Source organism: Streptomyces sp. HUAS MG56 (assembly GCF_058673395.1).
Window position 1 is genome coordinate 4,413,765 of sequence record NZ_CM178722.1, and the last position, 22,155, is coordinate 4,435,919.

The 22,155-nt window shown below is 72.1% G+C and carries 20 protein-coding genes and 1 tRNA gene; 12 read left to right on the forward strand and 9 right to left on the reverse strand.

The window, feature by feature from the left end; translation table 11 throughout:
• Positions 1-4: 4 nt before the first annotated feature.
• A complete protein-coding gene (glmS, locus tag AC4OXY_RS20905; protein ID WP_362819719.1) occupies positions 5-1,822 on the forward strand; it encodes a glutamine--fructose-6-phosphate transaminase (isomerizing) in 1,818 nt (605 codons plus the stop codon).
• Positions 1,823-1,890: 68 nt separating this feature from the next.
• Here the strand turns inward: glmS and AC4OXY_RS20910 are convergent, their stop codons facing one another.
• Both AC4OXY_RS20910 and AC4OXY_RS20915 read right to left on the reverse strand, forming a co-directional pair.
• Complete coding sequence (locus AC4OXY_RS20910) at positions 1,891-2,433, reverse strand: GPR1/FUN34/YaaH family transporter (protein ID WP_356023255.1); 543 nt, start codon at positions 2,431-2,433, stop codon at positions 1,891-1,893.
• A 115-nt stretch (positions 2,434-2,548) separates the two neighbouring features.
• Positions 2,549-3,076, reverse strand: coding sequence for a universal stress protein (locus AC4OXY_RS20915; RefSeq protein WP_356023257.1), 528 nt, complete (start codon positions 3,074-3,076; stop codon positions 2,549-2,551).
• A 376-nt stretch (positions 3,077-3,452) separates the two neighbouring features.
• Between AC4OXY_RS20915 and AC4OXY_RS20920 the strand changes: the two genes are divergently transcribed.
• The 4 genes from AC4OXY_RS20920 (at position 3,453) to AC4OXY_RS20935 (ending at position 6,237) form a co-directional block, all read left to right on the forward strand.
• Positions 3,453-3,737 (forward strand): hypothetical protein, encoded by a 285-nt coding sequence (locus AC4OXY_RS20920; RefSeq protein ID WP_491994418.1) that lies wholly within the window; start codon positions 3,453-3,455, stop codon positions 3,735-3,737.
• Between the two features lie 379 nt (positions 3,738-4,116).
• On the forward strand, positions 4,117-5,325 hold the full coding sequence (locus AC4OXY_RS20925; RefSeq protein ID WP_356023261.1) for a helix-turn-helix domain-containing protein: 1,209 nt from the start codon (positions 4,117-4,119) through the stop codon (positions 5,323-5,325).
• A gap of 131 nt (positions 5,326-5,456) precedes the next feature.
• The gene (gene orn, locus AC4OXY_RS20930; RefSeq protein ID WP_356037712.1) at positions 5,457-6,059 is read left to right on the forward strand and encodes an oligoribonuclease; all 603 of its coding nucleotides are present in this window, start codon (positions 5,457-5,459) and stop codon (positions 6,057-6,059) included.
• A gap of 105 nt (positions 6,060-6,164) precedes the next feature.
• A tRNA-His gene (locus AC4OXY_RS20935) sits at positions 6,165-6,237 on the forward strand.
• A 36-nt stretch (positions 6,238-6,273) separates the two neighbouring features.
• Here AC4OXY_RS20935 and AC4OXY_RS20940 read toward each other — a convergent pair.
• Complete coding sequence (locus AC4OXY_RS20940) at positions 6,274-7,707, reverse strand: sensor histidine kinase (RefSeq protein WP_491994419.1); 1,434 nt, start codon at positions 7,705-7,707, stop codon at positions 6,274-6,276.
• Positions 7,704-8,423, reverse strand: a complete 720-nt coding sequence (locus AC4OXY_RS20945; RefSeq protein WP_356037707.1) for a response regulator transcription factor — start codon at positions 8,421-8,423, stop codon at positions 7,704-7,706. The genes AC4OXY_RS20940 and AC4OXY_RS20945 overlap by 4 nt, the downstream gene beginning before the upstream one ends.
• 63 nt (positions 8,424-8,486) lie before the next feature.
• On the opposite strand from AC4OXY_RS20945, the gene AC4OXY_RS20950 reads away from it, so the two are divergent.
• Both AC4OXY_RS20950 and AC4OXY_RS20955 read left to right on the forward strand, forming a co-directional pair.
• Positions 8,487-9,653, forward strand: coding sequence for a UDP-N-acetylglucosamine--N-acetylmuramyl-(pentapeptide) pyrophosphoryl-undecaprenol N-acetylglucosamine transferase (locus AC4OXY_RS20950; protein ID WP_491994420.1), 1,167 nt, complete (start codon positions 8,487-8,489; stop codon positions 9,651-9,653).
• 13 nt (positions 9,654-9,666) lie between these two features.
• Positions 9,667-10,680, forward strand: coding sequence for an SDR family NAD(P)-dependent oxidoreductase (locus tag AC4OXY_RS20955; RefSeq protein ID WP_356037701.1), 1,014 nt, complete (start codon positions 9,667-9,669; stop codon positions 10,678-10,680).
• On the opposite strand, the gene sigJ is transcribed toward AC4OXY_RS20955, so the two are convergent.
• Positions 10,668-11,633, reverse strand: a complete 966-nt coding sequence (gene sigJ, locus AC4OXY_RS20960; protein ID WP_491994421.1) for an RNA polymerase sigma factor SigJ — start codon at positions 11,631-11,633, stop codon at positions 10,668-10,670. The genes AC4OXY_RS20955 and sigJ overlap by 13 nt on opposite strands.
• Before the next feature lie 89 nt (positions 11,634-11,722).
• On the opposite strand from sigJ, the gene AC4OXY_RS20965 reads away from it, so the two are divergent.
• On the forward strand, positions 11,723-12,088 hold the full coding sequence (locus tag AC4OXY_RS20965) for a DoxX family protein (RefSeq protein ID WP_356037696.1): 366 nt from the start codon (positions 11,723-11,725) through the stop codon (positions 12,086-12,088).
• Between the two features lie 20 nt (positions 12,089-12,108).
• Here the strand turns inward: AC4OXY_RS20965 and AC4OXY_RS20970 are convergent, their stop codons facing one another.
• Complete coding sequence (locus AC4OXY_RS20970) at positions 12,109-13,164, reverse strand: LacI family DNA-binding transcriptional regulator (RefSeq protein ID WP_491994422.1); 1,056 nt, start codon at positions 13,162-13,164, stop codon at positions 12,109-12,111.
• A gap of 313 nt (positions 13,165-13,477) precedes the next feature.
• Here AC4OXY_RS20970 and AC4OXY_RS20975 point away from each other — a divergent pair, with 313 nt between their 5' ends.
• From AC4OXY_RS20975 to AC4OXY_RS20990, 4 genes are all read left to right on the forward strand, one after another.
• Entirely contained in the window at positions 13,478-14,803 is a 1,326-nt protein-coding gene (locus AC4OXY_RS20975) for an ABC transporter substrate-binding protein (RefSeq protein ID WP_356037691.1), read from the forward strand.
• 5 nt (positions 14,804-14,808) lie between these two features.
• On the forward strand, positions 14,809-15,813 hold the full coding sequence (locus AC4OXY_RS20980) for a carbohydrate ABC transporter permease (protein ID WP_356037721.1): 1,005 nt from the start codon (positions 14,809-14,811) through the stop codon (positions 15,811-15,813).
• A gap of 10 nt (positions 15,814-15,823) precedes the next feature.
• Entirely contained in the window at positions 15,824-16,726 is a 903-nt protein-coding gene (locus AC4OXY_RS20985) for a carbohydrate ABC transporter permease (protein ID WP_356037688.1), read from the forward strand.
• 104 nt (positions 16,727-16,830) lie between these two features.
• Positions 16,831-18,270 (forward strand): GH1 family beta-glucosidase, encoded by a 1,440-nt coding sequence (locus AC4OXY_RS20990; protein ID WP_491994423.1) that lies wholly within the window; start codon positions 16,831-16,833, stop codon positions 18,268-18,270.
• A gap of 60 nt (positions 18,271-18,330) precedes the next feature.
• Here the strand turns inward: AC4OXY_RS20990 and AC4OXY_RS20995 are convergent, their stop codons facing one another.
• The 3 genes from AC4OXY_RS20995 to AC4OXY_RS21005 all read right to left on the reverse strand — a co-directional run bounded on the left by AC4OXY_RS20995 (position 18,331) and on the right by AC4OXY_RS21005 (position 22,058).
• Positions 18,331-19,797, reverse strand: coding sequence for a glycoside hydrolase family 18 protein (locus AC4OXY_RS20995; protein ID WP_491994424.1), 1,467 nt, complete (start codon positions 19,795-19,797; stop codon positions 18,331-18,333).
• Between the two features lie 132 nt (positions 19,798-19,929).
• Positions 19,930-21,315, reverse strand: coding sequence for a sensor histidine kinase (locus tag AC4OXY_RS21000; protein WP_491994425.1), 1,386 nt, complete (start codon positions 21,313-21,315; stop codon positions 19,930-19,932).
• The gene (locus AC4OXY_RS21005) at positions 21,312-22,058 is read right to left on the reverse strand and encodes a response regulator transcription factor (RefSeq protein WP_356037676.1); all 747 of its coding nucleotides are present in this window, start codon (positions 22,056-22,058) and stop codon (positions 21,312-21,314) included. The genes AC4OXY_RS21000 and AC4OXY_RS21005 overlap by 4 nt, the downstream gene beginning before the upstream one ends.
• Between the last annotated feature and the right edge of the window lie 97 nt (positions 22,059-22,155).

Genomic DNA, 22,155 nt, shown 5'->3' on the forward strand with positions numbered 1-22,155 from the left:
ATACATGTGCGGAATTGTCGGATACATCGGAAAGCGTGACGTCGCCCCGCTGCTGCTCGAAGGGCTGCAGCGGCTGGAGTACCGCGGCTACGACTCCGCTGGCATCGTCGTCTCCTCTCCGAAGACGCCCGGTCTGAAGATGGTCAAGGCCAAGGGCCGGGTGCGCGACCTGGAGGCCAAGGTCCCGGCGCGCTTCAAGGGCACCACCGGCATCGCCCACACCCGCTGGGCCACCCACGGCGCCCCCTCCGACGTCAACGCCCACCCGCACATGTCGGCCGACGGCAAGGTCGCCGTCGTCCACAACGGCATCATCGACAACGCCGCCGACCTGCGCCGCAAGCTGGAGGCGGACGGCGTCGAGTTCCTCTCCGAGACCGACACCGAGGTCCTCACCCACCTCATCGCCCGCTCCGCCGCCGAGAAGCTGGAGGACAAGGTCCGCCAGGCGGTCCGGGCGATCGAGGGCACGTACGGCATCGCGGTCGTGCACGCCGACTTCCCCGACCGGATCGTGGTGGCCCGCAACGGCTCCCCGGTCGTGCTCGGCATCGGCGAGAAGGAGATGTTCGTCGCCTCCGACATCGCCGCCCTGGTCATGCACACGCGCCAGATAGTGACCCTCGACGACGGCGAGATGGCCACCCTGAAGGCCGACGACTTCCGCACCTACACCACCGAGGGCACGCGCACCACCGCCGAGCCCACGACCGTGGAGTGGGAGGCCGAGTCGTACGACATGGGCGGCCACGACACCTACATGCACAAGGAGATCTTCGAGCAGGCCGACGCCGTGGACCGCGTGCTGCGCGGCCGCATCGACGACCGCTTCTCCACCGTGCACCTCGGCGGCCTCAACCTGGACGCCCGCGAGGCCCGGCAGATCCGCCGCGTGAAGATCCTCGGCTGCGGCACCTCGTACCACGCGGGCATGATCGGCGCCCAGATGATCGAGGAGCTGGCCCGCATCCCCGCCGACGCCGAGCCGGCCTCCGAGTTCCGCTACCGCAACGCGGTCGTCGACCCCGACACCCTGTACGTCGCGGTCTCCCAGTCCGGTGAGACGTACGACGTCCTCGCCGCCGTGCAGGAGCTGAAGCGCAAGGGCGCCAGGGTCTTCGGCGTCGTCAACGTCGTCGGCTCGGCGATCGCGCGCGAGGCCGACGCCGGGATCTACGTCCACGCCGGTCCCGAGGTCTGCGTGGTCTCGACGAAGTGCTTCACGAACATGACCGTGGCCTTCGCCCTCCTCGCCCTGCACCTCGGCCGCACCCGTGACCTGTCGGTCCGTGACGGCAAGCGGATCATCGAGGGCCTGCGCAGGCTGCCGGACCAGATCACCGAGATCCTCAAGCAGGAGGAGCAGATCAAGGAGCTGGCCGAGCTGTACGCCGACGCCCGCTCGATGCTCTTCATCGGCCGCGTCCGGGGCTACCCGGTGGCCCGCGAGGCCTCCCTGAAGCTGAAGGAGGTCTCCTACATCCACGCCGAGGCCTACCCCGCCTCCGAGCTGAAGCACGGCCCGCTGGCCCTGATCGAGCCGGCCCTGCCGACGGTCGCGATCGTCCCCGACGACGACCTGCTGGAGAAGAACCGCGCCGCCCTGGAGGAGATCAAGGCCCGCAGCGGCAAGATCCTCGCGGTGGCCCACCAGCACCAGGAGAAGGCGGACCAGACGATCGTCGTCCCGAAGAACGAGGACGAACTGGACCCGATCCTGATGGGCATCCCCCTCCAGCTGCTGGCCTACCACACGGCCAAGGCGCTCGGCCGGGACATCGACAAGCCGCGGAACCTGGCGAAGTCGGTGACGGTGGAGTAGTTCCGCGACAGCAGAACGGACCCCCACGTGGCCACCTTCACGTGGGGGTCCGTTCAGTGCTGCTCGGATCAGCCGGCGGCCGTCACCCCCCGGCCCGCAGCACGACCGGGAAGAGCCGTCGGCCAGTGAGCCAGCGCGGCCGTCGCCGCGTACCAGGCCACCGCGCCGGACACAGCGGCGACCCAGCCCCCGACCTTGGCGAGAGAGGAACTGTCGGCGAAGGCCGCGACGGCCAGCACCAGCATCGCCAGGAACAGCAGCCCGTGCATGACCTGCCCCAGACTGTCCCCGCCCGCGAGGGTCAGGGTGAGCGCCACGAGGGCGAACAGGAGGAGGAAGAGCCCGGCCGCGTCGGCGGAGGAGTGACCGCCGACCGCCCAGGTGAACCACAGCGCGCCGAGGGCCGCGAAGCCCGTACCGGAAACGCCGTCGCCACCACGGAAGGCCAGCAGGCCGACGAGGAACAAGGCAACTCCGCCCACATAGTGGGCCACTGACACGGCGTCGGACGCGGCCACGCCGTGGATCACGCCTGTCGTACCGAGACCGAACGCCAACAGGGTGATTCCCAGGGCGAGTCGGCCGACCACCGTAGTACTTCCGTTGTCCACGGCGGGCTCCCTTCATGCTGTGCCGTTGCGGGGTGACCGATATATGCCCTTCACAAGGGCACAAACCACCTCTACGCGCGAGTAGTTTCGCGCTGCACAAAGGGAGTTGGCGTACTCAGGGAATGACGATCACGGGCCGCTGCGCCCGCTTGGCGAGCCGCCCGGCGACCGAGCCGAAGATGCGGCCGACGATGCCGTGCGTGGAGCCCACGACGATCGCGTCCGCCTCGTACTCCCGCCCGACCTCTTCGAGTTCGTGGCAGATGTCCCCGCCGCGCTCGACCAGGATCCAGGGCACCTCGGACAGATAGTCCGCACAGGCCAGTTCGAGCCCGAGGACCTCGGTGCGGTGGTCCGGCACGTCGACGAAGACCGGTGGCTCGCAGCCGGCCCACACGGTCGTCGGCAGCCGGTTGGCGACGTGCACGATGATCAGGCCGGCGTGGGAGCGGTGGGCCATGCCGATGGCGTAGGCGAGGGCACGCTCGCTGGAGGTGGAGCCGTCGAAGCCGACGACGACTCCGTGCCGGAAGGCTGGGTCGCAGGAGGGGCGTGGCTCTTCCGCCGCCAGGGGCTCGGACGCCGTGGGATCGGCGACGGGCCGCTTGCGGTCCGCTGGGTCGAAGAATTCGTGACCGGCCATGGCTGTCTCGGCGTCTTGATCCTTTACGGGCGGGGACGACAGTTGCGCGTCGGAGCAGGCACGGAGCTGTGTCCGGGAAACATCTTCCCAACCCCATACCCCCAAGGGTACGGCGGCACGCCTCCCGGGCCCAGATCCCGCGCACGCTCCGTAAGCGGTCCCCCGACGTCGGGGAGTGGGTTCACCGGAGCATGCACGAGCCGCGCCCGTAACGCAATGGTTGCTGCCCCGTACAGGCGGTTTGCACACGGTTAACACCCGCGCGAGTCGTGATCGACCGGTGACCGAGTGGCCGAACGGGCGTTGAACCGGGCGAGCCACCACCCCGGACGTACCCCCAAGGAGTACACCCGGGGAGTACGAAGGGGAGTACGAGATGCCCGGACCGCGATCCGCCGCACGGCCACGTCCGGCGCCGCCGGACGGCGCGGGCGAGGTGATCCGCTGGGCCGCCTTCAGCTGCGTCCTCGTCCCCGTCGTCCTGGTCTGGTACGGCACCTCGCTGGCCGGCGCCGCGGGGGCCGCGCTGGGGCTGGCCGCCGTCACGGCCGTGTGCCGGGTGCTGCTGCGGCGATCGGAGCGATGCGCCGCGCGGGACGCCGACCGTTCCGGCCCGCAAAGCGGCAGACGTCGCACCCGGGGACGGACACCGGTCAACTGACCTGTTTCCGTACCCCCGAAGGTTTCTTTTCAGCCAACTTCTCAATGTCGACCCAGGGGGGTCGCAACCACCCCCCAACCCCCGTTTGACCTGCACGGAAAGGGTCCATCGGCGGCTGCGCACCCTACGCGGTTCGGCCACCGCGACAAGGCGCACTTCCCTACACCCCCCGCGAGTGCAACGCTTCGTGATCGAATGCTTCACGCCAAGTTGTCATGTCGACAATGTCCGGCGTGTCGAACCGGCCACCGTGAGACCGCGGTAGCCAGTAGATTCGATCTTGACTGTCTTTACGGCGGGGGACTCGTGCAGGACCGAGGGGAAACGTGCAGGAGCGACACAACCGAGGAGCCGCGACCACCGAGGGGGGCTTAGCAGTATGAGCCACGACTCCACTGCCGCGCCGGAAGCCGCGGCCCGGAAACTCTCCGGGCGCCGCCGCAAGGAGATCGTCGCGGTGCTGCTGTTCAGCGGCGGCCCCATCTTCGAGAGTTCCATTCCGCTGTCGGTGTTCGGGATCGACCGCCAGGACGCCGGCGTGCCGCGCTACCGACTGCTGGTGTGCGCCGGCGAGGAAGGTCCACTGCGGACCACAGGGGGCCTGGAACTGACCGCACCGCATGGCCTGGAGGCGATCTCACGCGCCGGGACGGTCGTCGTACCGGCCTGGCGTTCGATCACCTCGCCGCCACCGGAGGAGGCGCTGGACGCCCTGCGCCGGGCACACGAGGAGGGCGCCCGCATCGTCGGGCTGTGCACCGGCGCCTTCGTCCTCGCGGCGGCGGGCCTGCTGGACGGCCGTCCCGCGACGACCCACTGGATGTACGCGCCGACGCTGGCCAAGCGCTATCCGTCGGTGCACGTCGATCCGCGAGAGCTCTTCGTGGACGACGGCGACGTGCTCACGTCGGCGGGTACGGCGGCCGGAATCGATCTCTGTCTCCACATCGTGCGGACGGACCACGGCAACGAGGCGGCCGGCGCGCTGGCCCGCCGCCTGGTCGTCCCACCGCGCCGGACAGGAGGCCAGGAGCGCTACCTGGACCGCTCTTTACCAGAGGAGATCGGCGCCGACCCGCTGGCCGAGGTCGTCGCCTGGGCGCTGGAGCACCTCCACGAGCAGTTCGACGTGGAGACGCTGGCGGCACGCGCCTACATGAGCCGCCGTACGTTCGACCGCCGGTTCCGCTCGCTGACCGGGAGCGCGCCGCTGCAGTGGCTGATCACGCAGCGGGTGCTCCAGGCGCAGCGGCTGCTGGAGACGTCGGACTACAGCGTGGACGAGGTGGCGGGCCGCTGCGGCTTCCGCTCCCCCGTCGCGCTGCGCGGGCACTTCCGCCGTCAGCTCGGCTCGTCCCCCGCCGCCTACCGGGCCGCCTACCGCGCCCGTCGGCCGCAGGGCGACCGGCCGGGTGAGGCGGAGCCCGCGCTGCCCCAGCCCGGTGCCCCGACCGGCCTGCCCGGACCGGGCCCGGTGACCGGCCCGGTCCCCGCCCTCCTCCACCCGGAGAGCGGCGTCCCGATGCAGAGCCGCCGGCAGGCGGCGGGCGCGGTCGGTCTGCTGCCGGGGCCCAGGCACGGCAGCTGAGCGAGTCGAGTTCCCCGCGCCCCGACAGGGGCGCGGGGAACTGCGCGACCGGCCACGGCCGTCCCCGGCACTCCTGCGGAGCACTCGGCACGGGGGGACCGAAAATCACCAGCCCGATTTAGGGTGGTCGCATGAACGATCGCATGGTGTGGATCGACTGCGAGATGACCGGCCTCTCGCTGTCCGACGACGCTCTCATCGAGGTTGCCGCCCTCGTCACCGACTCCGAGCTGAACGTACTCGGCGAGGGGGTGGACATCGTCATCCGCCCGCCAGAGCGGGCGCTGGAGACGATGCCGGAGGTGGTGCGTCAGATGCACACCGCGTCCGGGCTGCTCGACGAGCTCCCGAACGGCACGACACTGAAGGACGCCGAGGAGCAGGTCCTCGCGTATGTGCGGGAGCACGTGAAGGAGCCCGGCAAGGCCCCGCTGTGCGGCAACTCCGTCGGCACCGACCGCGGCTTCCTGCTGCGCGACATGCCGACCCTGGAGGACTACCTCCACTACCGGATCGTGGACGTGTCCTCCATCAAGGAGCTGGCCCGCCGCTGGTACCCGAGGGCGTACTTCAACAGCCCGGAGAAGAACGGCAACCACCGGGCCCTCGCCGACATCCGCGAGTCGATCGCCGAGCTGCGCTACTACCGCGAGGCCGTCTTCGTCCCGCAGCCCGGCCCGGACTCCGACACGGCGAAGTCGATCGCCGCCAAGTACGTCCTGCCCGCGCAGTAGCCCCGGGACCGGTGCTCGCGAAAACATGTGCGCGAGCACCCCTGCGGACCCTGTAGACTTCTTCTCGGCCGGTCGGGGAAACGACAAGTTCCACCACCGGTCGTGGTGGGTGTAGCTCAGCTGGTAGAGCACCTGGTTGTGGTCCAGGATGTCGCGGGTTCGAGTCCCGTCACTCACCCTCATCGATCAGCCGGTGACTCCGTCGCGAGACGGGTCACCGGCTGTTTTCGTTCGCCGGCAGCCGCAGCCGGAACAGGGCGCCGCCACCCGGAGCCTGGTGGGCCATCAGCTCGGCGCCGTGGGTGTGGGCGATCTGCCGGGCCATGGCCAGGCCCAGCCCGGAGCCGGGCAGGGCGCGGGCGGTGCGGGAGCGGTAGAAGCGGTCGAAGACATGGGGCAGGTCGGCGGCGTCGATGCCGGGGCCGTGGTCGCGGACGGTGATCTCCAGCCGGCCGTCCCGCGGTGAGTGCAGCGCGGCCACCTCGACGCGGCCGCCCGCCGGGGAGAACTTCGCCGCGTTGTCCAAGAGGTTGGAGAACAGCCTGGTCAGACGGCTGGGGACGGCAGCCGTCAGGGTGGTGGCGGCCGAGGGGTCGGTCTCCAGGGCGAACCCGATGTGCGGCCAGTGGTCCCGGGCGGCGGCCACGGCATGCTCCAGCAGGGCCGTCGGCGGCACCACCTCCAGCGCCTGCTGCGGCTCCTCGTCGCGGGCCAGGTCGATCAGGTCGTTGACCAGGTTCGTGACCTCCCGCAGCTGGCGAGTGAGGGCGCCCGTCGCACGCTCCCGCTGGCGCGGGGTCAGCCGGTCCGCCCGGAGCAGGATCTCCGCGTTGGCGCGCAGGGCGGTCAGCGGGGTGCGCAGCTCGTGCGAGGCGTCGGCGACCAGGCGCCGCTGGGCGGCCAGAGACTCCTCCAGGGCGTCGAGCATGGTGTTGAAGCTCACCGCGAGCCGGGTGATCTCGTCCTCCCGGCCGCGCAGACCGGACGGGCCGGGCGGCAGCTCGATGCGGTGCCCGGCGTCGCGCGTGGCGGTGATCCGCTCCGCCGTCGAGGTCAGCCGGGCCACCGGGGCCAGGCCCGAGCGGGACACCCAGTAGCCGAGCAGCGCGGCCACCGGCACCCCGGCCCCGCCGATCACCGCCAGCAGCCCGGCGACCTGCCGCTCGGCCCGCCGTACCCCGTCGGAGCGCAGCGCCACCTGCATGGCCAGGCCCTTGCCCGCGGGCGTGGTCAGCACCCGCACCGGGTGACCGGCCACCGAGGCGGTGCTGAAGTACGGCGCCCGGTCCCGGCCCGCGACCTGGCGCACGGCGCCGGTGACGGGCAGCAGATAGCTCTCCTTCGGGTCGTCGGCGGCCGACGCGGGCACGAGCTGGGCGCACGCGGGCGCGGCCAGATAGCGGCACTCGCCGGCCTGCACGCCGGGCCCGTTCTGCTGGTGCTGCTGGATCGCCAGCGTCGCCGCCTGGGTGAGCTGGAGGTCGAACTGCCGGTTCAGGGTGTAGACGGTGACGGCGTACGCGCCCGCGCACACCGCCAGCGCCACGCCGGCGACGGCGGCGGAGGCGGTGAGCGCCAGCCGGCGGCGCAGCGGGGGGCGGCGGTGCCGGCGGGGTCGGGGCCGAAGGCGGGGTCGGGTGCGGGTCATCGCTCGTCCAGGACGTAGCCGACGCCGTACACGGTGTGCACGAGACGCGAGGCGCCGCCCGCCTCCAGCTTGCGGCGCAGATAACCGACGTACACGGCAAGGGAGTTGGAGTCGGGGCCGAGGTCGCGGCCCCACACCCAGCGCATGATCGTCTCCCGCTCCAGGACCTGGCCCGGGTGGCGCAGCAGCAGGTCCAGCAGGGCCCACTCGGTGCGGGTGAACTCCAGCCGCCGGCCCGCGCGCACCGCCGAGCGGCTCTCGGGGTCCAGGAGCAGGTCGGCGAAGCGCGGCGCGTCCGGCTGCGGCAGCTCGCCGGGGCCGGCGCGGCGCAGCAGGGCGCGCAGCCGGGCCGCCAGCTCGTCCAGCGCGAACGGCTTGACCAGATAGTCGTCCGCGCCCGCGTCCAGACCGTCCACCCGGTCGCTGACCGCGTCGAGCGCGGTGAGCACCAGGATCGGGGTACGGTCGCCCAGCGCCCGCAGCTGCCGGCACACGGCCAGCCCGTCCACCACCGGCATCATCACGTCCAGTACCAGGGCGTCCGGCTCCCAGTCCACCACCGCCGCGAGCGCCGCGTGGCCGTCCGCCGCGCCGCGCACGGTGAAGCCCTCCAGCGTCAGTCCGTCCTCCAGGGCGGCCCGCACCTCCGGGTCGTCGTCCACCACCAGGACCCGCCCGAAGGCGCCGGGGGACGGGGCGTACGCTGCGTCGTTCATGGCCCCAGCGTGCCAAACCGCTCTCTTATAAGCCTCTTAGAACGGCTCGCGAGCGTGCCGGGCATGGACACTCCGCTCTCCGTCGTGATCGGTGCCGGGGGCACCGGCGGCCACATCTACCCCGGGCTCGCGCTGGCCGACGCGCTGCGCCGCCGGGTGCCCGACGCGGTGATCTCCTTCGTCGGCACCGAGCGCGGCCTGGAGACCCGGCTCATCCCCGAGGCCGGGTACCGGCTGCACACGGTCGACATGATCCCCTTCGACCGCTCCCTCGGCGCGAAACGCTTCACCCTGCCCGCCGCGCTGCTGAAGTCGGCCGGACAGTGCCGGGCCATCCTGCGGGAACAGGGCGCGCGGGTCGCCGTCGGCATGGGCGGCTATCCGAGCGCCCCCGTCATCCTCGGCGCCCGCCTCGCCTCGCTGCCGAGCGTCATCCACGAGTCCAACGCGGTGCCCGGCCGGGCCAACGCCTTCGCCGCCCGGCTCACCCCGCACATCGCGCTCGCCTTCGAGGCGGGCGGCGACCGGCTGCCCGCGTCCGGCCGGCCCGAGCTGGTCGGCATGCCGCTGTCCGGCCCGCTGGCCGCCCTCGACCGGGCGGGCGCGCGCGAGGCCGCCCGCCGGGAACTGGGCGTCGGCGCGCACACCCGGCTGCTCCTCGTCAACGGCGGCAGCCTGGGCGCGGCCCGGCTCACCGAGGCGGCCCTCGGGCTCGCCGAGCGCTGGCGGGAGCGCACCGACGTACGGCTGCTGATCAAGACCGGGCCCGCGGCGCTGGAGGAGGCCCGCGCCCGGCTGCGCACCGCCGGAGCCGACCGGGTCGCCGAGGCCGTGGCCTACCTGGACCGCATCGACCGGACGTACGCCGCCGCCGATCTGCTGGTGTGCCGGGCGGGCTCGGCGACCGTCGCCGAGCTGGCCACCATCGGCCTGCCCGCCGTCCTCGTGCCGTACCCGCACGCCCCCGGTGACCACCAGACGCACAACGCCCGCACCCTCACCGGCATCGGCGCGGGGGTGCTGCTGCGGGACGAGGCGACCACGGCCGTGTCCCTCGACGCCCTCGCCGGCCCCCTGCTCGACGACCCGCGCCGGCTGGACGCCATGTCCCGCGCCGCGGCCGCGGCCGGCGTCGGCGCGCTGCACCGGGACGCGGCCGACCGGCTGGCCCGCAAGGTCCTCCGGCTCGCGGGTCACCCGCTGCCCGCCCCTGTTTCCCACTCCCGCTGAGAAAGGCCCCGCCATGAACGCGACCGCCCACCCCACGACCGGCTTCTTCCACGGCCGTACCGTCCTCGTCACCGGAGCCGAGGGCTTCATCGGCTCCACGCTGGTCGACCTGCTCGTCCGCGAGGGCGCCACCGTCCGCGCCCTCGTCCACTACAAGCCGTACGCCGAGAAGGGCAACCTCGCCCGTCTCCAGGACCACCCGCAGGTGGAGCTGATCGCGGGGGACGTGCGCGATCCGGGCCGGGTGACGGACGCCGTGGCCGGCTGCGACACCGTCTTCCACCTCGCCGCCCTCATCGGCATCCCCTACAGCTACGACTCCCCGGGCGCCTACGTCGCCGTCAACGTCACCGGCACGGAGCACATCGCCGAGGCCTGCCGCCGGCACCGGGTGCGCCGGCTGGTGCACACCTCCACCAGCGAGGTCTACGGCACCGCCCTGACCGTCCCGATCGGCGAGGACCACCCGCTGCAGCCGCAGTCGCCGTACTCGGCCTCGAAGATCGGCGCCGACATGATGGTCCTCTCCCACCACCACGCCTTCGACCTGCCCGTGACGGTCGTGCGGCCCTTCAACACCTACGGCCCCCGCCAGTCCGCCCGCGCCGTGATCCCCACGATCCTCGCCCAACTGCACGCCGGCGCCCACGAGATACGCCTCGGCTCGCTGACCCCGACCCGTGACTTCACCTACGTCACCGACACCGCGCGCGGCTTCCTCGCCGTCGCGCAGTGCGACCGGGCGCTCGGTGACGTCGTCAACCTCGGCACCGGCGAGGAGATCGCCATCGGCGACCTGGCCCGCAAGCTGATCGCCGTCTCCGGGCGGGACGCGGAGATCGTCGTGGACGAGGCGCGGCTGCGCCCGGCCGGCAGCGAGGTGCACCGCCTGCTGTCGGACAACTCCCGGGCCCGCGCCTGGGCTTCGTGGAAGCCGGAGGTCTCCCTCGACGAGGGCCTGCGCCGCACCTCGGACTGGATCCGCGGCAACCTCCACCTGTTCGCGCCCGGCCGCTACGCGGTCTGACCCCCGGTGGGTCGCGGTCCCGGCAGCAGCCCGATGCCGGACACCGGTCCGAGGTGAGCGAGCTTGTCGGGGTTGGACACGGCGTGGATCGCCCGGACCGCGCCGTCGGCGATGTCCAGCACGACCACGCTGGCCACGCGGCCCTCGGCGTCGTAAGTGACCCCACCCGGGCGGCCGTTGACCCAGGCCGGTTCGAGGACGGCACCGAGCTTCCGGACCCGGCGGAAGCCGCCGACGAGCAGGTGGACGATCCGCCGCGGCTCGGTCACCGACGCCCCGAGCGCCTGCGCCTTGCCGCCGCCGTCGCCCTGGAACACCGCGTCGGGAGCGAGCATGCCGAGCAGGGCGTCCAGGTCACCGCTGTCGGCGGCCGCGAAGAACCGGTCGGCCAGCCGCGCGCCCTCCGCCCGCCGCACCGGGAGCGGCACGGGGCCGGCCGGCCGCGCGCCGGGGGCGACGCGTTTCCTGGCGCGGGCGAAGATCTGCCGGCAGTTCGCCTCGGACTTGCCGGTGATCCGCGCCACGTCCGGGTAGCCGTACCCGAAGACCTCGCGCAGCACGAACACCGCGCGTTCCACCGGCGAGAGGACCTCCAGCAGCACGAGGAACGCCATCGACAGCGCGTCGGACAGCTCGGCGTGCTCGGCCGGCCCGGACCCGTCGGCGGCGACCACGACCGGCTCGGGCAGCCAGTCGCCCACGTAGGTCTCGCGTCGTACCCGCGCCGACTTCAGGTGGTTGATGGCGAGCCGGGTCACCGCCGTGGTCAGGTACGCCTTCAGGTCGGCGATCACGGTGCCCGCCCGGCGCGCCCGGGTCAGCCCGAGGAAGGCGTCCTGCACGAGGTCCTCGGCGTCGCCCACGGAGCCCGTCATCCCGTAGGCGACGGAGAACAGCAGCGGCCGGTACGCGTACGCGTCCGTCCCTGCGGACGTCTCTGCGGAGACGCACATCACATCATCCTCCTTCACAGCGTGCCCGGGTGTCCTGTCTCAGAGGGGCGACAGCACAGCACGCGCAACCACCCCGCGAGGAGAGAACCATGAACGTCGCCCTGTGGATCGTCGCCGGACTGCTGGCCGCCGCCTACCTGGCGGGCGGCGGCTACAAGGTGATCACCCCGAAGGAGAAGATCGCCGCCGCCGGGGCCAGTGGCCGCTGGGTCGACGACTTCGGCGCCGGCGCCGTGAAGGCCATCGGAGTCCTGGAGGTCCTGGCCGCGGCGGGCCTGGTCCTGCCCGCCGCCCTCGGCATCGCACCGGTGCTGGTCCCGCTGGCCGCCCTCGGTCTGGTGCTGCTGATGACCGGTGCCGCGCTCACCCGCGCCCGACGGCACGAGTACCGCCTGGTGGCGGTGGACCTGGCCTACATCGCGCTGGCCGCGTTCGTGGCCTGGGGCCGCTTCTGACGCCATGGCCTCGGAGTCCGTTACGACGACGCCCGCACCACCAGCTCCGTCGGCAGCACCGCATGCCGTCGCTCCAGCTCCCGGGAGGCGGCCGGGCGCCGGTCGGCGATCTCGGCGAGCAGCAGGTCGATCATCGCGCGGCCCATCTCCTCGATGGGCTGGCGGACGCTGGTCAGCGGCGGGTCCATGTGGCGGGCGATGGCGGAGTCGTCGTAGCCGATCAGCGCCACGTCGTCCGGGATACGGCGGCCCGCCTCGCGCAGCACCTGGCGGGCGCCCGCCGCCGTCACGTCCGAACCGGCGAAGACCGCGTCCAGGCCGGGGTGCCGCTCCAGCAGGACGGACATGGCCCGCCTGCCGCCCTCTTCCGTGAAGTCCCCCGGCTCGACGAGGAGTTCGTCCGTCTCGCGGCCCGCGTCGCGCAGGGCGTCGCGGTAGCCGTCGACGCGGCACTGGGCGCCGTAGACGTCGAGACGGCCGGTGATGTGCGCGATCTCGGTGCGCCCCCGGGCCAGCAGGTGCTCGACGGCCGAGCGGGCGCCGCCGTAGTTGTCGGAGTCCACCGAGGTGAGCGTCTCGCCGGCCGAGCGCGGGCCGCTGATCACGGCCGGGATCTCCAGCTGGGCCAGCAGATCGGGCAGCGGGTCGTCGGCGTGCACCGAGACCAGCAGGACGCCGTCCACGCGGTGCGCCGCGAGGTACTGGGCGAGGCGTCGGCGCCCCCGGGCGTTGCCCGCGAAGGTCAGCAGCAACTGCATCTCGGTGTCGGCGAGTTCGGCGCCGACACCGCGCAGCATGTCCGAGAAGTAGGGCTCGGCGAAGAAGCGGGTCTCGGGCTCGGGGACGACGAGGGCGATCGCGTCGGTGCGGTTGGCCGCGAGGGCGCGGGCCGCGGTGTTGGGGACGTAACCCAGTTCGGCGACGGCGGCCTCGACCGCGGCGCGGGTGGCGTCGCTGACCCGGGGCGAGCCGTTGATCACCCGCGAGACCGTGCCCCGGCCGACCCCGGCCCGTGCGGCGACCTCTTCGAGCGTGGGCCGCCCACCGCTCCGGCCCCGCGCTCCGTGGCTTGCCATGGGCTCCGCCTTTCCGCAGCATCGTCTGTGCTGGCCGAATGTAACAGGCACCCTTCACCGCGGCAGCTGCCCCTGGGAGCTGCCGACCCACCCCGGCTAACGCTCCGATAACCGAAGGCACTCCCGCGTGTCCGCTCCCTTGACACCCCGCCCCCGAGCGACGACTCTTCAACCCATCACGTGTGGGAGCGCTCCCACACCACCTGACACATACACATCCCGCACGTTCCCCGCCCGAGCCGCAGCGAGTGACAGACGGGCCCAACAGTGCAGTTGGCCGGGGGGTCGGCACGTCAGGCAACAGGAGGACGCAATGCGCACGAGCATCCGCCGGTCCCGCAGGCTGGGGGCCCTCGCGGCCGTGGCCGCGCTGACCACGGGACTGCTGGCCGGCTGCGCCAAGGACAGCGGCGGTTCGTCGGACACCTCGGGCGGTGGCGGCGGCAAGGGCAAGACCACGATCACCCTGGGCCTGTTCGGCGCCATGGGCTTCAAGGAGGCCGGGCTCTACACCGACTATGAGAAGCTCCACCCCGACATCTCGATCCAGGAGAACGTGATCGAGAAGAACGAGAACTACTACCCTGCCCTGGTCAACCACCTCACCACCAACAGCGGCCTCCAGGACGTCCAGGCGGTCGAAGTCGGCAACATCGCCGAGGTCGTGCAGACCCAGGCGGCCAAGCTGGAGGACCTCTCCAAGGTCGCGGGCGTGGACAAGGGCAACTGGCTGGACTGGAAGTGGCAGCAGGCCACCACCAAGGACGGGCAGACGGTCGGCCTCGGCACCGACATCGGCCCGATGGCGATCTGCTACCGCAAGGACATGTTCAAGGCGGCCGGCCTGCCCACCGACCGCGACCAGGTGTCCAAGCTGTGGGCCGGCGACTGGAGCAAGCTCGTCACCGCCGGCGAGCAGTACCAGAAGAAGGCCCCCAAGGGCAGCACCTTCATGGACTCCCCCGGCGGTCTGCTCAACGCGATCCTCAGCAGCGCGAGCCAGAAGTTCTACGACTCCTCCGGCAAGGTCGTCTACAAGACGAACCCGGCCGTGAAGAGCGCCTTCAACCTGACGGCACAGGCCGCCAAGGACGGGCTGGTGCAGTCGCAGCCGCAGTTCCAGCCGGGCTGGGACCAGTTGATCTCCAACAGCAAGTTCGCCTCCGTGGCCTGCCCGCCGTGGATGCTCGGCTACATCAAGGGCAAGTCGAAGGCGGACGCCGCCGGTCAGTGGGACGTGGCCCAGGCGCCGCAGGCCGGCAACTGGGGCGGCACCTTCCTCGCCGTGCCCAAGTCCGGCAAGCACGTCACCGAGGCCGAGAAGTTCGTCGCCTGGCTGACCGCGCCCGCCCAGCAGGCCAAGCTCTTCGCCGTCCAGGGCAGCTTCCCGAGCGCGCCGCCCGCGTACGCCATGTCCCAGGTCACCGGCGCGAAGAACCAGATGACCGGGGACGCCCCGATCGGCGCGATCTTCGCGCAGGCCGCCAAGTCCATCCCGAACCAGCCGATCGGGCCGAAGGACCAGATCATCCAGCAGGGCCTGACGGACAACGGCGTCATCCTGGTGACGAAGGGCAAGTCCGCTGACGAGGCCTGGTCCACGGCCGTCAAGACCATCGACAACAACCTGGAGAAGTGACCGGCATGGCCACCCGGCACGACACCGCCGCGCCCCCCGCGAAGGGGGGCGCGGCCCCGGCCCGCCCCGAAGTGGTACGGACGACGGACGAGCGGCGGCGGGCGCGGCTGTCCCGGCGCTGGCAGCGCGACATCCGCTGGAGCCCGTACGCCTTCGTCTCCCCCTTCTTCCTCCTCTTCGTGGCGTTCGGCCTCTTCCCGCTGATCTACACGGGCTGGGCCTCGCTGCACACGGTGGAGCTGACCGCGCCGACCGACATGCAGTGGGCGGGGCTGCACAACTACACCCGGATCTTCGACGACGACTTCTTCTGGAACGCGGCGAAGAACACCCTGACCATCGGCATCATCTCGACCGTCCCGCAGCTGGCGATGGCGATGGGGCTCGCCCACATCCTCAACTACAAGCTGCGCGCGTCGACGTTCTTCCGCGTCGTGATGCTGGCGCCGTACGCGACGTCGATCGCCGCCGCCTCGCTGGTCTTCGTGCTGCTCTTCGGCCGCGACTACGGCATGATCAACTGGGCGCTGCACTTCGTCGGCGGCGGTCACGTCGACTGGCAGAACGACAAGTGGCCCTCGCAGATCGCGGTCTCCTCGATCGTCGTCTGGCGCTGGACCGGCTACAACGCGCTGATCTACCTGGCGGCGATGCAGGCCGTCCCGCAGGACCTGTACGAGTCGGCGGCGCTGGACGGCGCCAACCGCTGGCAGCAGTTCTTCCACGTCACGCTGCCGCAGCTGCGCCCGACGATCCTGTTCACCTGTGTCGTGTCGACCATCGGGGCCTCCCAGCTCTTCGGCGAGCCGCTGATGTTCGACGCCAACAAGGGCGCCTCCGGCGGCGCCGAGCACCAGTTCCAGACACTCGGCCTGTACCTGTACGAGCAGGGCTGGGTGAACCAGCACCTGGGCCGCGCCTCCGCGATCGCCTGGACGATGTTCCTGATCCTCATCGTGATCGGGATCGTCAACTACGTCATCTCGCGCCGCCTGCGCGAGAGTAGTTAGGAGTACGGCCGTGACGACGACCCTGACCCCGACCGACGCGACCGCGAAGGAGCCCCGGCGGACGCGGCGGCCGAAGTCGGCGCGGGCCGGCGGGACGCTGCACGCGGGCCCCCTCGCCTACGCGGTGCTGATCCTGTTCTCGCTCGGCTCGCTGTTCCCGCTGGTGTGGACGGCGATCGCCGCGTCGCGCGACAACAACCGGCTGGCCGAGACGCCGCCGCCGTTCTGGTTCGGCTCGAACCTGGCACACAACCTGAACGTCGCCTGGAACGACGCCAATCTGGGCAAGGCCTTCCTCAACACCACGTTCGTGGCGGGCGTCTCGGCGGCGACCATCGTCTTCCTCTCGACGATCGCCGGGTTCGCCTTCGCCAAGCTGCGGTTCAAGGGCCGGAGTGCCCTGATGCTGATCGTGATCGGCACGATGATGGTGCCGCCGCAGCTGAGCGTCATCCCGCTGTACATGATGGTCGCCAGGCTCGACTGGACCGACCAGTTGCAGGCCGTGATCCTGCCGTCGCTGGTCAGCGCGTTCGGCGTGTTCTTCATGCGGCAGTACCTGATGCAGGCGCTGCCGGACGAGCTGATCGAGGCCGCCCGGGTGGACGGCGCGAGCAGCTGGCGGGTGGTGTGGCACATCGTGTTCCCGGCGGCCCGCCCGGCGATGGCGGTGCTGGGGATGCTGATGTTCGTGCAGACCTGGAACGACTTCCTGTGGCCGTTCCTGGTGCTCACCCAGAACGGCAACCCGACCGTGCAGGTCGCGGTCTCGGCGCTGGGCCGCGGCTACACCCCCGACCAGTCCCTGATCATGGCGGGCGCGCTGCTCGGCACGCTGCCGCTGCTGCTCGTGTTCGCGGTCTTCGGCAAGCAGATCGTGGGCGGGATCATGCAGGGCGCGGTCAAGGGCTGAGCGCCCGCGTCCGCCGAAGGGGGCCGGGGCACCGCCGCCCCGCCCCCTGCCCCCTCACTTCTTTGTTCCGTCGGTCTCCTACGACCCCATATGGGAGCGCTTCCATGCTTGAGTCTGTCTCCTCCGTCCCCTCCGTGACGTTCCCGCCGGCCTTCCTGTGGGGCGCGGCGACCTCGGCGTACCAGATCGAGGGGGCGGTGCGGGAGGACGGCCGTACCCCCTCGATCTGGGACACCTTCAGCCATACGCCGGGCCGGACGGCCGGCGGCGAGACCGGTGACATCGCGGTCGACCACTACCACCGCTACCGCGACGACGTGGCGCTGATGGCGGAGCTGGGCCTGAGCGCGTACCGCTTCTCGGTCTCCTGGCCCCGGGTGCAGCCGACCGGCCGGGGCCCGGCGGTGCAGCGGGGCCTGGACTTCTACCGCCGGCTGGTGGACGAGCTGCTGGCGCACGGCATCAAGCCGTCGCTCACCCTCTACCACTGGGATCTGCCGCAGGAGCTGGAGGACGCGGGCGGCTGGCCGGAGCGGGACACCGCGCTGCGCTTCGCCGAGTACGCGCGGCTGGTCGGCGAGGCGCTGGGCGACCGGGTGGAGCTGTGGACCACCCTCAACGAGCCCTGGTGCAGCGCCTTCCTGGGCTACGGCTCCGGGGTGCACGCGCCCGGCCGTACCGACCCGGAGGCCTCGCTGCGTGCCGCCCATCACCTCAACCTGGCGCACGGGCTGGCGGCTTCGGCGCTGCGCTCGGTGATGCCGGCCCGCAACCGGATCGCGGTCAGCCTCAACTCTTCTGTGGTCCGGCCGCGTTCGCAGGACCCGGCCGACCTGGCCGCGGCCCGCCGGATCGACGACCTCGCCAACGGGATCTTCCACGGCCCGATGCTGCACGGCGCCTACCCCGAGTCGCTGTTCGCGGCGACGGCGTCGGTCACCGACTGGTCGTACGTCCTCGACGGCGATATGCGCACGGCGGGCGCGAAACTGGACGCGCTGGGCCTGAACTACTACACCCCGGCGCTGGTCTCGGCCATGTCCGGCGCGGTCGCGGGCCCCCGGGCGGACGGCCACGGCGCGAGCGAGCACTCCCCCTGGCCGGGCGCCGACGACGTGCTCTTCCACCAGACGCCGGGCGAGCGCACGGAGATGGGCTGGACCATCGACCCGACGGGCCTGTACGACCTGATCACGCGCTACGCGCACGAGGCCCCGGGCCTGCCGCTGTACATCACCGAGAACGGCGCGGCCTACGACGACAAGCCGGACCCCGAGGGCCGCGTCCACGACCCCGAGCGCATCGCCTATCTGCACGGCCACCTGTCGGCCGTGCGCCGCGCGATCACCGACGGCGCCGACGTGCGCGGCTACTACCTGTGGTCCCTGATGGACAACTTCGAGTGGGCGTACGGCTACGGCAAGCGGTTCGGCGCGGTGTACGTGGACTACGCGACGCTGGAGCGCACCCCGAAGTCGAGCGCCCGCTGGTACGGCGAGGTGGCACGGACGGGGACGCTGCCGCCGGTGGACTCCGCCGCCTGACGAAGAGGCGGGGGCGCGGCACCCTGGGGGTGCCGCGCCCGGTCCGCCGTGTCGCGGGGTTCAGTTGACGGCGCCGAAGGCCTTCGAGAAGGCGAACGGGGACTGGACGATCGAGCTGCACGTGGGGTCGGCGGAGTTCTTCGCGCCGCCGGGGCACTGCTTGTCGCGGGCCGCGGACCACATCGACAGGCCGCCGAGGCCCTTGGACCTGGCGAAGTTCACCAGCTGGGTGGCGTCGTCGACCTTGAAGGTCTCGGAGGAGACGTCGTTGACGCCGATCATCGGGGTGACGGCGACGGCCTTCCAGGCGGCGGCGTCCGACAGCCCGAGGACGCCCTTGATCTGGGCCTGGGTGGCGGTGGCGGCCTGCTGGGCGTAGTCGCCCATGTCGCCGCTGTAGGAGGAGCCGTAGTCCATCGCCATGATGTTGACGGTGCTGATCCTCGCGCCGTTGGACTTGGCGTCGGACAGGAGGTTCACGCCGTCCTGGGTGAGGCCCTCGGGCATCACCGGGAGGGTGAAGGAGACGTCCAGGCCCGGGTGTTGCGCCTGGAGCTTCGCTATCGCCTTGGCCCGCAGGGTGTTGGCCGCCGTGTTCGGCAGCGCGCCGCCCTCGACGTCGAAGTCGACCTTGGTGAGCTTGAACGCGTCGATCGCCTTGCCGTACGCCGCCGCCAGCGCGTCGGCGGAGGAGCAGGCGGTGGCCAGCTCGGAGCCGGAGGCGCCGCCGAAGGAGACCCGGACGTCACCGCCCTTGGCGCGCAGCGCGCCGATCTGCTGGGCGACGGCGTCGCCGGTCAGGTCGGTCACGCCGCCCCACTTGGGGGTGCAGCCGCCGCCGTCGGTGATGAAGGCCAGGTTGTAGTTCTTCACCCCGGTCGTGTTCGCCGCGCCGACCAGGTCGAAGGCCGGGTAGAGGGAGGTGTCGACGTACGGCGAGAAGCCGGCGGAGGCGGCGGTGCCGCTGCCCGTCGTCCCGGAGGCGGTCGGCGTCGGGGTCGGGGTCGCGCTCTGGGTGGGGGTGGAGGTCCTGGTGGCCGTCGGGGTCGGCGCCGGGGACGGGGTCCCGGTGGGGCGGCCGCTGGGCTCGGGGGTGGGGCCGCTGTCCGCCGAGCACGGGGAGTCGTCGATACGGCAGCCGGTCGGGGCGCCGGCGCCCTCGACCACGAAGCCGACGGTCACCGACCTGCCCGGGGCGAGGCCCTCGGTGTCCCACTTCGCCGGCTTCACGGTGACGTGCGAACCGCTCACACTCGACTCGCCGTTCCACAGCGAGCCCAGCCTGGCGCCCGCCGGGAGGTCGAACTCCAGCGTCCAGGTCTTCTCCGGTGCGCCGCTGGTGTTGGTGACGACGTACTGGGCGGTGTAGCCGGTCGACCAGTCGCTGGTCCTCGTGTACGCGGCGTTCACGCTCGCCGCGTTCGCGGTGCCGGTGAGCAGGACCGCGCCGCCGCCGACGGCGGCCGCGGCCACGAGGCCGCCGATCGCCTTGTTCCTGCCACTGATCCTGCGCCGGTGCGTGCTCATGCGCATGCCTGCCTTCGATGTTCACGGGGGTGGGGTGCGGCAGCACGCTAGCGATCCGGAATCGGACAAACCGAGTGATCGGGACGGTGGTTGAAGACCTTAGGGTGCGCTTAAGGAAGGGATCGGGGACGGTTAATGGTCGAGACCAGTCGCGACCGGTTTGCGCGTTCGGCGCCGGTGCACCCGCCCCCGTGCCGGCCGCCGTCCGTCCAGCTGGAACCAGATCCGCACCTCGGTGCCGCCCAGCACCGAGGAGCCGATGCGCACGTCGCCGCCCGTGGACTCGGCGAGCCGGCGCACGATGTCGAGGCCCAGTCCGGTCGAACCGGCGCTCCCGGAGCCGCTTCCTCGGGCCATGGCCGACTCCGGGTCGGATATGCCGGGACCCGCGTCCGAGACCAGCACGATCACCGCGTCCTCGCCGTTGTGCACGTCGACCGCGAAGGCGGTGCCCTCGGCGGTGTGCCGGAAGACGTTGCCGAGCAGGGCGTCGAGCGCCGCGGCCAGATCGGCGCGGGCCACGGGTATGCGCACCGGACCGTCGACGCCGGCCACCCGCCACTTGCGTCCCTCGTCCTCGGCGAGCGCGGACCAGAACTCCATGCGCTCACGGACCACCGAGGCCGCGTCGCACCCGGCGCCGGTCCCGGCCGTGGCCATGGCCGTCTGCGGCTTGGCCTCCCGGGCCGTACGGATGATGGTGTCGACCTCGCGCTCCAGCTGGGCGACGGCCGCCCGGGTCTGCTCGGCGGCCGGACCGGCGCCGAGGGAGGCCGCGTTGAGCCGGAGCACCGTGAGCGGCGTACGCAGCCGGTGGGAGAGGTCGGCCGCCAGTTCCCGCTCGTTGGCGAGGAGTTGGACGACCTGGTCGGCCATGGAGTTGAACGCGACGGCGGCGAGTCTGAGTTCGGTCGGGCCGTCCTCCGGCACCCGGGAGCCCAGCCTGCCCTCGCCCAGTTCGCGCGCGCCCCGCACCAGCCGCTGCGCGGGCCCCACCATGCGCACCCCGAGCCGGTCGGCGACGGCGACCGAGCCGACGATCAGCGCCAGGCCGACGCCCGCGAGCACCGCCCAGGCCGTGCCGACGCCGTGGGTCACCTCGGACTCGGGGACGTAGACCTCGACGACCGCGATGGCGCCGGAGCCGAGCGCGACCGGCTGGAGCAGCGTGGAGCCGCCGGAGACGGTCGTCGTCGAGGCCCGGCCCATGCTGCGGACGGCCTCGATGTCGCGGTCGGCGGCGCGCTGTCTGCCCAGGTCGAGCGCGGAGCGGCCGTCGGCGGCGGGCAGGTGCACGGCCATCCCGGAGTCGGCGCCGGCCGAGGCCACCACCCGCTCCAGTTTGTCCCGGTCGGTGGTGATGGACAGCGCGGGCGCGACGGCGGCGGCCTCCCGCTCGGCGTTCGAGAACGCCCGGTCGCGGGCCATCTCCCGGACGACCAGCCCGAGCGGGACGGCGAAGGCGACCACGACCATCGTGGTGACCGCCAGGCAGACCCTGACCAGGGCCCACCTCATCGCGCCGGCCCCCCGCCGGGCCCGTCCGCCCCGTCCGTCCCGCCCGCTCCGCCTTCGACGGGAGGTTCGATCTTCACGCCGACGCCGCGCAGGGTGTGCAGATAGCGGGGCCGAGCGGCTGTCTCCCCCAGTTTCCGGCGCAACCAGGACAGATGGACGTCGATGGTCTGGTCGTCGCCGTAGGACTGCTGCCAGACCTCGGCGAGGAGTTCCTTGCGCGGGACGACGACACCGGGCCGGCCGGCCAGGAAGGCGAGCAGGTCGAACTCGCGGCGGGTGAGGTCGAGGCGGACGCCGTCCAGCTCGGCCTGCCGGCGCAGCGGGTCGACGCTCAGCCCGCCGACCCGGAGCACCGGCGAGGGCGGGGCCTCCCCGCCCGCGGAGCGGGCCCGGCGCAGCACGGCCGCGATCCGGGCGGAGAGGTGGTCGACCGAGAACGGCTTGGTCAGATAGTCGTCCGCCCCGGCGTTCAGCAGCCGGACGACCTCCGTCTCGTCGTCCCGGGCGGTGGCGATGATGACCGGCACGTCCGTGATGCCGCGCAGCATCTTCAGGGCCTCGGAGCCGTCCAGGTCCGGCAGTCCGAGGTCCAGGATGACCACGTCGAAACGGAAATGGGCGACCTCGCGCAGCGCCTCCAGCGCCGTACCGACACTGCGCACGGTGTGCGCGGCGTCGGTCAGATGCCGGATGAGCGCCGAGCGTACGAACTGGTCGTCCTCGACCACGAGCACACTTGCCATGCGCCGCACCGTACGCCATGCGGTGAGACCCGGTCCGGGCCTGTGGACAACTCCAGCCCTGTGGACAACCCGTGCGGGTCCTGAGGCAGTATGGCCC

Coding starts and splice junctions, on each gene's coding strand:
- glmS (WP_362819719.1), top strand. CDS start 5: ATGTGCGGAATTGTCGGATACATCGGAAAGCGTGACGTCGCCCCGCTG.
- AC4OXY_RS20915 (WP_356023257.1), bottom strand. CDS start 3,076: ATGGCCGGTCACGAATTCTTCGACCCAGCGGACCGCAAGCGGCCCGTC.
- AC4OXY_RS20920 (WP_491994418.1), top strand. CDS start 3,453: ATGCCCGGACCGCGATCCGCCGCACGGCCACGTCCGGCGCCGCCGGAC.
- AC4OXY_RS20925 (WP_356023261.1), top strand. CDS start 4,117: ATGAGCCACGACTCCACTGCCGCGCCGGAAGCCGCGGCCCGGAAACTC.
- orn (WP_356037712.1), top strand. CDS start 5,457: ATGAACGATCGCATGGTGTGGATCGACTGCGAGATGACCGGCCTCTCG.
- AC4OXY_RS20940 (WP_491994419.1), bottom strand. CDS start 7,707: ATGACCCGCACCCGACCCCGCCTTCGGCCCCGACCCCGCCGGCACCGC.
- AC4OXY_RS20945 (WP_356037707.1), bottom strand. CDS start 8,423: ATGAACGACGCAGCGTACGCCCCGTCCCCCGGCGCCTTCGGGCGGGTC.
- AC4OXY_RS20950 (WP_491994420.1), top strand. CDS start 8,487: ATGGACACTCCGCTCTCCGTCGTGATCGGTGCCGGGGGCACCGGCGGC.
- AC4OXY_RS20955 (WP_356037701.1), top strand. CDS start 9,667: ATGAACGCGACCGCCCACCCCACGACCGGCTTCTTCCACGGCCGTACC.
- sigJ (WP_491994421.1), bottom strand. CDS start 11,633: ATGTGCGTCTCCGCAGAGACGTCCGCAGGGACGGACGCGTACGCGTAC.
- AC4OXY_RS20965 (WP_356037696.1), top strand. CDS start 11,723: ATGAACGTCGCCCTGTGGATCGTCGCCGGACTGCTGGCCGCCGCCTAC.
- AC4OXY_RS20970 (WP_491994422.1), bottom strand. CDS start 13,164: ATGGCAAGCCACGGAGCGCGGGGCCGGAGCGGTGGGCGGCCCACGCTC.
- AC4OXY_RS20975 (WP_356037691.1), top strand. CDS start 13,478: ATGCGCACGAGCATCCGCCGGTCCCGCAGGCTGGGGGCCCTCGCGGCC.
- AC4OXY_RS20980 (WP_356037721.1), top strand. CDS start 14,809: ATGGCCACCCGGCACGACACCGCCGCGCCCCCCGCGAAGGGGGGCGCG.
- AC4OXY_RS20990 (WP_491994423.1), top strand. CDS start 16,831: ATGCTTGAGTCTGTCTCCTCCGTCCCCTCCGTGACGTTCCCGCCGGCC.
- AC4OXY_RS20995 (WP_491994424.1), bottom strand. CDS start 19,797: ATGAGCACGCACCGGCGCAGGATCAGTGGCAGGAACAAGGCGATCGGC.
- AC4OXY_RS21000 (WP_491994425.1), bottom strand. CDS start 21,315: ATGAGGTGGGCCCTGGTCAGGGTCTGCCTGGCGGTCACCACGATGGTC.
- AC4OXY_RS21005 (WP_356037676.1), bottom strand. CDS start 22,058: ATGGCAAGTGTGCTCGTGGTCGAGGACGACCAGTTCGTACGCTCGGCG.